This is a genomic window from Nocardia sp. NPDC005746 (assembly GCF_040630785.1).
In the GTDB taxonomy this organism is placed as follows: Bacteria; Actinomycetota; Actinomycetes; order Mycobacteriales; family Mycobacteriaceae; genus Nocardia.
In genome coordinates this window covers 93,884-104,861 of record NZ_JBEXYE010000022.1, presented here as the reverse complement: position 1 = coordinate 104,861, position 10,978 = coordinate 93,884, and the positions used below count along the sequence as shown (strand labels likewise).

Sequence of the window (10,978 nt, the reverse complement as noted above, 5' to 3'; positions counted from 1 at the left end):
GCTGCTGCCCGCACAAGGCCGGCTCCCTGACCAAGGCCATCCACGTCCTGCAAAACCACGAGATTCAATCCGCACGAGGATGAAAAAGGCTCAGTGATTTGCGGAGGAAATGCTCGTTTGGGTGCCGTAACAATCGAGGGGCACGGTCCGGAGCTGCAGGGCTCCGGGCCGTTGTCCACTTCGCCGGTCACCCGCAGGGCGGTACGGGTGCCGGCTCGAACACCGCGATGCAGGAGGGCTGGAGGCATGACGCATTCCGACGAAGAGCAGCAGATCGAAGAGCAGCAGATCAGTGAACTCGTCGCGCGGTTGGCCACTCGTTTTCCCGATTTGACGGTGCGGTTCATCGGTGAGGTCGTGCACGGGGTCCATCGCGATTTCGAGGGCCACCGTGTCCGCGAGTTCATTCCCCTGCTGGTGGAACGGATCTCCGAACGCCATCTGCACCGACGCATGGACTACGCAACGGCCGCACTGAATCTCGACGATCTGCTCCGTACCCCCACCAGGGCCTAGACTCCTTCGGGAGAGGGTGCCGGGCCGAGATCCGGCGCGATTCCAGGCGACCGGGGGCAGTTGTGGCATTGGAATGGTTGGCGGTCGTCGGGACGCTGGGAGGGGCGGTCGTCGGGGCCGCCACCACGCTCGCGATCGATACGACGCGGGCACGCCGGGAGAAGTCCCAGCGGTTCGGTGACACCAAGCGTGAGATCTACGTGAAGTACCTGACCACACTCGTGCAGACCGATACCGCCATGCAGGCGTTGGGATTGCACGAGCCGACACCCTTGGACCGGGAGGCCGTGACCGCGGCCTTCCGGTCCTTCGCTTTGGTGGCGGTGGGGTACGAGCTGGATCTGGTGGCGGCCAGGGCGGTCCGGGAGGACGCCGCGGAGGCGTATCGGAAGCTGCGCGATATCCGCGAGGCTCTGATCGAGACCAGCATGACCGTCGGGCGACGGCCCGCTGGTTCACCGGAGTGGCACGCGGTCCACGAGCCCTTCCTCCGGGCCCTGGATCGGCTCCGCCAAACGATGCGGCACGAGTTGAACGCCCACGACGGGGACTGGGTCAGCGACCCGGCGCGGTGACGGGGTTGACGCAGCTGGAGGGCAGGTCCTGGAGGGAGCACAGGGCCGGGGCCCGGGTGGGCACATAGCCCGCGGGGACGCCGCCCGACAGGGCGATATCCCGGAACGCCGGAACCGCGGGCGTGGGGCGGCGGGACAGGCCGGGGTCGCTGGTCACGTCCACGGTGTACAGGCCGAAACGCGGTGCGTAACTGCCCCACTCGTAATTGTCGGTGATGCTCCAGTAGTTGTAGCCGATGACGTTCATGCCGTCGGCCTTCGCGCGTTGTACCCAGTAGACGGTGTCGCGCAGATTGTCGGCGCGGGTCATGCCGTCGGTGGTGGCCGATCCGCCGTAGGTGGGCATGCCGTTCTCGACGATGTAGAGGGGGCGGCCCGGGAATCGGTGGGCGTAGCGGCGCAGCGCGTAGTAGATGCCGTCGGGTTCCAGAATGAGGGGCGAGGGCTGATTGGTGATCTGCGCGAGCACATTCGGCGGGTTGCTCAGCGATCCACCGTAGTAGTAGTCGACCCCGACATAGTCGATCTTGTCCGCGATCCGGTCGATGAAGGAGGCGTCGGCCTGGTCCGCGCCGACCGAGGTGAAGGCGATGTTGCTGGTGACCATCGCGCCGCCCTGCCGGGCGTGGATGTGGTCGTAGATCGCGCGGTGCGCCGCGACCATCCGATCGATCATGGGCACCACGTCGCCCGCGCCGATATCGCCGATCTCCTGCTCTTTGCCAACATAGGCGAGCGGCTCGTTGAAGGTGACCCACAGTGGGTTGGCGCTCGTGTAACGGTCCACCACCGCACGAGCATTGGTGAGCCAGTCCTCGACCATCCCCGGATTGCGCCAGCCTCCGCGATCGACCGCCCAGCCCGGGAACACCCAATGGTCGAGGGTGATCATCGGTCGCATTCCGGCGCCGCGAATCCGCGCAATCATGCTGTCGTAGAAGGAGAAATCCCATTCGCCCGGACTGGGCTGCACGCGCGCCCATTCCACGCTCACGCGATAGACGCCGACACCCAGGTCGGCCGCATTCCGAATATCCTCGCCGTATCGATGCAGGAAGTCGACGGAGTCCCCGTATCCTTCGGCGCGGCCGGATCCGGCATACCGGCTCCAATTGCTGTCCGGCGCAAAGCCTTCGCTCTGGAATCCGGAACTGGACACGCCCCAGAGGACATTCCCGCCCACCGGCGGTAACCACGAATCGGCGGTGGCCTTTCCGGGCGTGACGACCACACCCCAGGCCGCCAGAACGATACAGACGAGCGAGAACAGAACACGTTGTCCCACCGCATCGAGAGTACCTGTCGGAGAGCGGTTTCCGTGGCCTTCCGATCGAGGATCGGTATCACCCCTCGGGAAACTATGGCGAATAGTAGATTGGCGGGCGAACCGAGGAGGGTGATGAAAGGACTGGGCGCACTCGAGAGCCGGGTGATGGCCGTGCTGTGGGACAGTTCCGAGGCGCTGTCGGTTCACGACGTGGTCGATCGGCTCAGCGACGACCAGCGAGTTCCGGCGTACACCACGGTATTGACGGTATTGACCCACCTGTGGGAAAAGCAGTGGCTGCTGCGCGAGAAGGTCGGGCGCTCCTACCGCTATCGCCCCAGCCGCACGCGCGCCGAGGCGACCACCGATCTGTTGCGCGAAATCCTCGACGCCAGCCCCGACGCGCCCGCGGTGCTCCTGCATCTGGCCCGCACCGCCAGCGCTCGCGAGGTCGAGGCGCTGCGGCGGGGCCTGTCCGGCGACGAGCACCGCCGGTGATCCTGATCGCGGCCCTGCTGGTGGCAGCCGTCGCGGTCGCGGTGGCCGCACCGGCGGCGCTGTCCCGCATCGATTTCAGCGCCGCCCCCGCTATCGGGATGGCGGCCTGGCTGGGCGCGTTCGCCGCCGCCCTCGGGTACGTGGCACTGGCGTTGATCGCGCTGGCGTGGCCGGGCTATCCGCCGGGTGAGACCTTCGCCGGCAGTGCGCTGGCGTGCCTGGGTGCGTTCGAGCCGATCGTCGTCACCTGGACGGCGGGGCTGATCGCGCCGGTGACCGCGATCGGCTTCACCGCTCCGACCGGCCGGCTGGCGCGGATCGCACTCGGGCATCGGGAACGCGGAGCGGCCCTGCGCCGCAAGCACAATGAGCTGGTCGAGGTGCTGGGCCGCGCCGATGCCGCCCGGGCGGATCTGGTGTGGCTCGAGCATCCGGTGCCGCTGGCCTACAGTGTCGCGGGCCGCGGCGGGTATGTCGTGGTCACCGACGGTCTCGCGCAGTGCCTGACCGAGGCGCAGTGGCGGGCGGTGCTCGCCCACGAGCACGCGCATCTACGCGGATTCCATCACCGGATCCTCGGCGTCTGCCAGGTTTTCGCCCGCGCGTTCCCGTGGATCCCAGTGTTCGCCGCCGCACCGGCGGCCATGACCACCCTGATCGAACTCGCCGCCGATCGCGCGGCCGCGGCCGAGGCCGGCCCGCAGGCCCTCGCGGCCGCGTTGCGGACGGTCGCCGCCCGCACGACGACCGCGCTGGACCTGGTCGACACGTCGCTGGAGCTGCGACTGCGATGCCTGTCCGCCCCACCGGAATCCCGTGCGGCCGGGCGCCGCCGGGCGTTGCTCATGGTCATCGGCACGATCCTGCTGGCGCCCGCGGCGTCGATCGTCGCCATCGGCCTGAGCGCCGCGGTCGCCTACGTGATCATGATCTGAGATTCACCCGCGAAAAACTATGCTGCATAGTATTTTCGTCCGCGTGAAGTACCTACCAGCCCTCGCCACGGTTCTGCTGGCCGCGGGAACCCTCGGCCCCGGCACCGGTTTCGCGACCGCTGACCCCACCACCGATCCATCGCAGACCCGCTACTCCCTGGTCAACGGCTGCTACCGCATCGACACCCCGAGCGGACCCGTGGCACCGGCCGCGGGACCGTTCCGGATGCGCGCGACCACGCTCGGCGAGTACCTGCTCTACGGACGGACCAAGGAGGTCGTCGACGCCTCGGCAGGCTCGATCCACGCCGCGAAGAATCCGTCGGTCACCGCGGTCTGGAAGGTGGATGGTTCCGGCGCAACCGGATTCACGCTCGCGAACGCCGCGACCAAGACCAGCACGCCGGCCACGTTCTTCCCCGACACCGGCTGCGCGGACTTCCCCGAAGCCCAGGACAACGCCACCGGCACGCCCGGCCCGAGCGTCGGCGCGGACGGTTCGATCATCGGCACCATCGACGCGCACGTGCACGTCTCGGCCTACGAGTTCCTGGGCGGCGACTTCCATTGCGGCCACCCGTGGCATCCCTACGGGGTGACCTACGCGCTGCCCGACTGCGCGTCCGATCGCACCGGAACCAATGGCCTGGTCGCCGATTTCCTCGATTACGGCGGCCCCCGCGCCTCCGACACGGCCGGGTGGCCCACCTTCCGGGACTGGCCCAAACCCTCCAAACTCAGCACCGAGGGCACCTACTGGACCAGTATCCAGCGCAGCTGGAAGGCGGGCCTGCGGGTGATGACCGTGGACCTGGTCGACAACGAATCGCTGTGCACGATCATGACCGACCGCCGGAACCCGTGCGACGACATGACTTCCGTGCGCACCCAGGCCGCGGACATGCGCGCCCTCCAGGACTACATCGACGCCCAGGCGGGCGGCCCCGGTCAGGGCTTCTTCCGCATCGTCACCGATCCCGCGCAGGCGCGTCAGGTGGCGGCGTCGGGCAAGCTCGCGGTGATCCTCGGCATGGAACTGTCCGACCCGATGGGCTGCGGCGTCTTCCTCGGCCAGCCCAAGTGCGGCACCGCCGATGTCGACCGCTGGCTGGGCGAACTGCGCGCGCTCGGCGTCAGCAGCTTCTTCCCGGTCCACAAGTTCGACAACGCCTTCGGCGGCACCAAGATGGACAGCAATACCACCGGCCTGCTGGTCAACGCCGGCAACTTCCTGCAGACCGGCACCTTCTGGAATGTGCAGCCCTGCACCGGCCCCGGCCACGACAGTCCGCAACCCTCGGTGCCGATCGCCGGTGATATCAATCAACTGCTGGCCAAGCTCACCGGCCCGCTGCTCGGCGGCGCTCCCCTGCCCCTGTACCCGTCCGGAACGCATTGCAACGCACGCGGACTGACCGAGCTGGGCCGATACCTGATCAACAAGATGATCGACCAGGGCTTCCTGATCGAGATCGATCACCTGAGCGAGGCCACCGCCGACGAGGTCATGTCGATCATCGAGGCGCGGCAGTATCCGGGCGTGCTGTCCTCGCACGGCTGGGATTCCGAGCGCACCACCCAACGCGTCTACGCCGTAGGCGGATTCGCCACCCCGTACGCGGGCGGGCCCGCGGGATTCGTCAAGGCCTGGAGGGAGGCCCGGGCGATGCGGCGTCCCACCGGTGATTTCGGATTCGGCTTCGGCTCGGACATGAACGGACTCGGCGGCCAGGGCGCGCCGCTGGGCGCGGGCGTGATCCAGTACCCGTTCACCTCCCACGACGGCGCGGTGACCTTCGACCGGGAACGCTGGGGCGAGCGGACTTTCGACATCGCTACCGACGGCACCGCGACCTACGGCACCTACGCGGACTGGCTCGAGGCGGTCCGGGTGCTCGGCGGACCGGAGATCATGACCGACGTCTTCCACGGCGCGGAGGCCTATCTGCGGCTGTGGTCGCAGGTCAGGGGGTAAATCGCCGGAGTGTGACGGCGATCACGCAGCGAATTCGGCGCGCGGCGGAACATACCCCGAGTCTCTAACCTTCTATCTATCGATAACCGGTTAGAAAGACTGATCGGTACGAAACCGGAAGGCCGAGAACATGACCGCCGTGCGCCACCACACCATCGAGATCCAGGGCCTGCCCGTCTTCTACCGCGAGGCGGGCGACCCGTCCAAGCCCACCCTCGTACTGCTGCACGGATTCCCCAGCAGCTCGGCCATGTTCCGCACCCTGATGCGCGACCTGGGCGACGACTTCCACCTGATCGCGCCCGACCACATCGGCTTCGGCCGCTCGGCCATGCCGCAGGCGCGCGAATTCGACTACAGCTTCGACAAACTCACCGAGATCACCGAGGGCCTGCTCGACGCGCTCGGCCTCGACCGATTCGCCCTCTACATCCACGATTACGGCGCGCCGATCGGCCTGCGCATCGCCTCCGCCCATCCCGAGCGCGTCACCGCGATCGTCACCCAGAGCGGCAATGCCTACCTCGAGGGCTTCACCCCGTTCTGGGACATCCTCTTCGCGCACGCCAAGGACCGCGCCGCCAACGAGCCGGGCGTGCGGACACTGCTCGAAGCCGATGCGACGCGGTGGCAGTACCTGCACGGTGTCCCGGCCGATCGGCAGGACCTGGTCAGCCCCGACAGCTGGACCCTCGATCAGGCCTATCTGGATCGCCCGGGCAACAAGGAGATTCAGCTCCAGCTGTTCTGGGACTACCAGTTCAACCTCGACAGCTACCCGGCCTTCCAGAAGTACTTCGCCGAGCACCGTCCGCCGGTGCTGATCACCTGGGGCGAACACGACGAGATCTTCGGGGCCGACGGCGCCCGCGCCTATCTGCGCGACCTGCCCGACGCCGAACTGCACCTGCTCGACGCGGGCCACTTCGCCCTGGAAACCCACGGCCCCGAGATCGCCGCGCTGATCCGGGAATTCCTCACCCGCACGGTGTCCTGACCGCCGTGGCCGCGCCGCCCGCATTTGCCGGCAACACGCGGCGGCGCGGCCGGACCCGCGAGGCGGGTCGCCGCTAGGTTGGCGGTGTGGCCGCAGAGAAATCCCCCGCCGGAGACGACGAGACCAACGCCCGGAACACCGACGCGAAATCCGGGGACACCGACGCGAAGGTCCGGGACGCCGACGACGCGGGCATCCGGCCCGACGCCCTGGTGGCCTCGGTGATTCCCGCCTGGCTGCCGCGCGCGTACCTGCTGGCGGCGGCCACGGTCGCGGGCATCGTGGTGACCTTCTGGGCGCTGACCCGTCTGCAGGGACTGCTGACCGTGCTGGTGGTGTCGCTGTTCCTGGCCTTCGCCATCGAGCCCGCGGTGAACTGGCTGGCCGCGCGCGGCTGGAAACGCGGAGCGGCGACCGGCGCGGTCTTCGTGATCGTGACCGTGGTGCTGGTCGGATTCGTCTGGACCATGGGCGAATTGGTGGTCGGGCAGGTGTCGTCCCTGATCAAGAATCTGCCGCACGATACCCAGAGTGTGGTCACCTGGATCAACGACACCTTCCACACCGACCTCTCGGTCGCCGACATCACCGACCGCACCTCGGAGCTCAGCACCAAACTCCAGACCTGGGCGCTGGACCTCGCCGACGATGTGTGGGGCATCGGCACCACCGCGCTCGGCGTGCTGTTCCAAGGCCTGGGCGTGCTGCTGTTCACCTTCTACTTCGCCGCCGACGGCCCGCGCTTCCGCAACGCCGTCTGCTCGCTGCTGCCGCCGCAACGCCAGCGGCACGTGTTGCGCGCGTGGGACATCGCGGTCGACAAGACCGGCGGCTACCTGTACTCCCGCGCCCTGCTCGCGGCCTGCTCGGCGCTGGCCCATTACGCGGCCATGCGAGTCCTCGGCATCCCGTCCGCCTTCGCCCTGGCACTGTGGGTCGGCGTCGTCTCCCAGTTCATTCCGACCGTCGGCACCTACCTCGCGGGCGCGCTCCCGGTCCTGGTCGCCCTCGCCCACGAGCCGCGCACGGCGCTGTGGATCCTCGGATTCATCGTCGTCTACCAGCAATTCGAGAACTACGTCCTGCAGCCCCGCATCACCGCCACCACCCTCGACATGCACCCCGCCGTCGCCTTCGGCGCGGTCCTGGCGGGCGCGGCCCTGTTCGGCGCGACCGGCGCCCTGCTGGCGATCCCGGTCACGGCCACCGCCCAGGCCTTCCTGTCCGCCTATGTCCGCCGCTACGACGTGGAGGCTCCGGCGCCGACCGCGCACGACTGATCGCTCGCCCGAACCAATCGGTCGGCTCGTATTCCGCCCGGCTCGCCCGCGTCGTACGCTGCGGTGGAACGAAGCTTGGTGAGAGGACTGTGCATGACGGTGACGGACCAGCCGCCCGTCGGCGGCGACACCGCCATTCGGGAATCGCGTTCCGGGGTCATCGAGCGGATGTCGGCCATCTTGGACGCGTTCGACAGTGGGCGGGAATGCCTGCGGCTCGAGGACATCACCGATCGGACCGGGCTGCCGCGATCCACCACCTTCCGGCTCGCGTGCCAGTTGACCGAACTGCAGTGGCTCGTGCACGACGAGCAGGGGTATCGCCTGGGGGCTCGAACGCGGCGGCTCGCGCGGATCACCGACTTCGAGGACATTCGAGCCGCGGCGTCGGCGGCCTTGTCGGATCTGCACGTGGCGACGGCGGCCGTCGCGCATCTGGCGGTGCTCGAGGGCAATGCCGTCCACTATCTGGACAAGGTGGGCGGACCACACGCGGCATCCATTCCGTCACGGGTCGGGGCGCGGCTGGACGCGACGCAGACGGTGTGCGGACTGGCACTGCTGGCCTCGATGGATCCCGAGGACGCGGACCGGGTGTTGCGACTTCCGTTGCGCAGCTCCACTGTTCGGCCGATCGCGCGCCGGCGGGCGGTCCAGGCCGATCTGTATCGGGTGCGGCAGCGCAATGGGCTGGCGATCTCGCTCGGGACCACGTGTGAGATGGGGATCAGCGCGGTCGCCGTGCCGGTGCTGGGTCCGGACGGGCCGGTCGCCGCGATCTCGCTGGCCACCCGGGGTGAGCTCGAACTGCGGCGGATCGCGCCGCTGGTGTTCACCGCCGCCCGCCGCACCGCCGCGGAGATGTTCGCCGACGGGTCGATGGGGGCCGAGCCGCTCGAACCCCCGTTGCGGACGCGCGCCCGGCTGGCTTGAGGCCGTTCAGCTGTTGGTGCCGTCGGCCGGAATGCCGTCGGGTAGTTCGGCGGCCGCGCCCGAGCCGGAATCGGCTCCAGGGCAGGAGATTCCGAGCGAATAGGCCGTCATCGACAGCGAGCCGTAGCTGTAACCGTCGACCAGTGTCTCGGTATCCTCGGACGCGGCGGCGGCCAATCCCGCGAGATACAGCAGCGGGATGAAGTGGTCGGGTGTCGGCACCGCGAGGGAGTAGTCACGCTGATCGGTCAGCGCCAGAATGTCCGCGGGCCGGTTCAGCATGAGGTTCTGGGCGGCCTCGTCGAAGCGGCGGGCCCAGTCGAAGCCGGTGTCGGGACGGCTGGGGTCGATGCCGCGCAGATTGTGCACCACATTGCCGCTGCCGACGATGAGAATTCCGCTCTCGCGCAACGCGTGCAGCCGGATGCCGAGCTCGAGATGGTATTCGAGGGGCTTGTCGGCATTGATGCTCAGCTGTACGACCGGGATGTCGGCGTCGGGGAAGGCGTGCCGCAGCACCGACCAGGAACCGTGGTCGATGCCCCAGCTGTCGGTGTCCGCGCCGACCCAGTTCGGTTTGACCGCCTCGCTGACCTCCTCGAACAGCGCGGGCAGCCCGGGCGCGGGGTACTGGACGGCGAACAGTTCGGGCGGAAAACCGTAGAAGTCGTGGATGGTGCGCGGGTGCGGCATCACCGTCACCGCGGTCGCGTTGATGTACCAGTGCGCGGACACGATGAGGATGGCGCGCGGGCGGGGCACGCTGCGGCCGAACGCCTCCCACGCCTGGGTGTACCGGTTGCGCTCCAGCGCGTTCATCGGGCTGCCGTGGCCGAGGAACGCGGCGGGCATGCGGGCGGCCGGATCGGCGGCGGTCATCGATCACCGACCTCGGGCGGCGGGGTGGGCCGCGCGGGTTGCGGTCCGCGCGTGCGGGTCCGGCCGTGGGCGTCGACGGCGGCGTCGAGCGAGAGGTTGATGTCCATCAGCTGGTCGATGGTGTCGCCGTGCAGCCGGACGAACTCCTCGCGGGCCCTGCCGCGACGGAAGGAGATGAACGACCGGTCGGATTCGAGCTGCCAGGTGTACCAGAACAGATACGGCACGGTGAGCACGAAATTGACTATGCCCCACACGATCCAGACGTCGTTGTCGAACCAGCCGTCCGAGGGCATCACCTTCGGGAAGATGTTGTAGATGGCGATCACCAGCATCAGCACCGGCAGCGTGTAGATGCGCGCCATGATGTAGAGCTCGGGCCGCCGCTTCACCAGCGGATAGATCTCCGCGACCGCGAGAATGCAGACGCTCGCCGCGAAGTGCTCCTCCTCGGGCGGGTATCCGCCGAAGGTGAAGCACAGATTCCAGGTGGTGTAGAGGAAGTTCCACGCCATGGTGGTGTACGCGACGAGCTCGGCATTGCGCCCCGGCAGGATCTCCCAGAACCGCGGCGAGTACGGGATCGTCAGGCACAGGCCCAGTCCCACCGCCGCGTTCCAGTAGTTCCCGATCTCGGCGTCCCGCAGCGTGGCCTCGGCGATATTGAGGAACAGGATCGCGTATGGGAACCACAGGAACCGCGGATTGCGCAGGATGTCCCAGAACCGCCCCACCCGCTGTTCGGCCACCGCGACGCGCATCAACCCGACGATGGTCAGCGGAATCAGCACCGACAGGATCTTGGCCCACGAGAACCAGTTCACCAGCCCGATATCGCGTCCGGGCCCCCAGATCCACAGCGGGAACGTCAGCAGCGACAGCCCCCACACCCAGGTCGCCGGACGCGGGTGCAACCGCATGTAATCGACGATCACCCAGAGGATCGCGCAGAACACGAGCATGGACACCGCGGTCACCCAGGTGAATGGGGCCGGGTTCCCCGAAACCGCCTCCGAGGCCGCACTGATCACAGCGATCCCGCCTTCCCACGAACAGACTGGCAACAGCTCAGCAAGCACCGATTCTCGTCATCGTGCCTCATGCGCGTCCGATTCCCGCCGCA

At 68.1% G+C, this 10,978-nt stretch carries 11 protein-coding genes; 8 read left to right on the top strand and 3 right to left on the bottom strand.

The features are described 5' to 3' along the window. Nucleotides 1-246: 246 nt before the first annotated feature. Both ABZ412_RS30975 and ABZ412_RS30970 read left to right on the top strand, forming a co-directional pair. Nucleotides 247-516 carry a three-helix bundle dimerization domain-containing protein gene (locus ABZ412_RS30975; RefSeq protein ID WP_357287234.1) on the top strand — a complete coding sequence of 90 codons (270 nt, stop codon included), beginning with the start codon at nt 247-249 and terminating at the stop codon, nt 514-516. A gap of 62 nt (nt 517-578) precedes the next feature. Further along, on the top strand, nt 579-1,091 hold the full coding sequence (locus tag ABZ412_RS30970; protein ID WP_357287231.1) for a hypothetical protein: 513 nt from the start codon (nt 579-581) through the stop codon (nt 1,089-1,091). On the opposite strand, the gene ABZ412_RS30965 is transcribed toward ABZ412_RS30970, so the two are convergent. Further along, a complete protein-coding gene (locus ABZ412_RS30965; protein WP_357287228.1) occupies nt 1,072-2,376 on the bottom strand; it encodes a family 1 glycosylhydrolase in 1,305 nt (434 codons plus the stop codon). The two genes, ABZ412_RS30970 and ABZ412_RS30965, sit on opposite strands and share 20 nt — an antisense overlap. A gap of 114 nt (nt 2,377-2,490) precedes the next feature. Between ABZ412_RS30965 and ABZ412_RS30960 the strand changes: the two genes are divergently transcribed. The 6 genes from ABZ412_RS30960 to ABZ412_RS30935 all read left to right on the top strand — a co-directional run bounded on the left by ABZ412_RS30960 (nt 2,491) and on the right by ABZ412_RS30935 (nt 8,976). Further along, nucleotides 2,491-2,856 (top strand): BlaI/MecI/CopY family transcriptional regulator, encoded by a 366-nt coding sequence (locus tag ABZ412_RS30960; protein WP_357287226.1) that lies wholly within the window; start codon nt 2,491-2,493, stop codon nt 2,854-2,856. Next, nucleotides 2,853-3,791: a M56 family metallopeptidase gene (locus ABZ412_RS30955; RefSeq protein WP_357287223.1), complete on the top strand. Its 939-nt coding sequence runs from the start codon at nt 2,853-2,855 to the stop codon at nt 3,789-3,791. The genes ABZ412_RS30960 and ABZ412_RS30955 overlap by 4 nt, the downstream gene beginning before the upstream one ends. A 43-nt stretch (nt 3,792-3,834) precedes the next feature. Further along, a complete protein-coding gene (locus ABZ412_RS30950) occupies nt 3,835-5,766 on the top strand; it encodes a peptidase (RefSeq protein ID WP_357287220.1) in 1,932 nt (643 codons plus the stop codon). 130 nt (nt 5,767-5,896) lie between these two features. After that, nucleotides 5,897-6,763, top strand: coding sequence for an alpha/beta hydrolase (locus ABZ412_RS30945; RefSeq protein WP_357287217.1), 867 nt, complete (start codon nt 5,897-5,899; stop codon nt 6,761-6,763). 86 nt (nt 6,764-6,849) lie between these two features. Further along, on the top strand, nt 6,850-8,043 hold the full coding sequence (locus ABZ412_RS30940) for an AI-2E family transporter (RefSeq protein ID WP_357287215.1): 1,194 nt from the start codon (nt 6,850-6,852) through the stop codon (nt 8,041-8,043). 93 nt (nt 8,044-8,136) lie between these two features. Then, nucleotides 8,137-8,976, top strand: coding sequence for a helix-turn-helix domain-containing protein (locus ABZ412_RS30935; protein ID WP_357287213.1), 840 nt, complete (start codon nt 8,137-8,139; stop codon nt 8,974-8,976). 6 nt (nt 8,977-8,982) lie between these two features. On the opposite strand, the gene ygiD is transcribed toward ABZ412_RS30935, so the two are convergent. Next, on the bottom strand, nt 8,983-9,828 hold the full coding sequence (ygiD, locus tag ABZ412_RS30930; protein WP_357287249.1) for a 4,5-DOPA dioxygenase extradiol: 846 nt from the start codon (nt 9,826-9,828) through the stop codon (nt 8,983-8,985). Between the two features lie 23 nt (nt 9,829-9,851). Next, nucleotides 9,852-10,823: a hypothetical protein gene (locus ABZ412_RS30925; protein WP_357287210.1), complete on the bottom strand. Its 972-nt coding sequence runs from the start codon at nt 10,821-10,823 to the stop codon at nt 9,852-9,854. Nucleotides 10,824-10,978 lie beyond the last annotated feature (155 nt).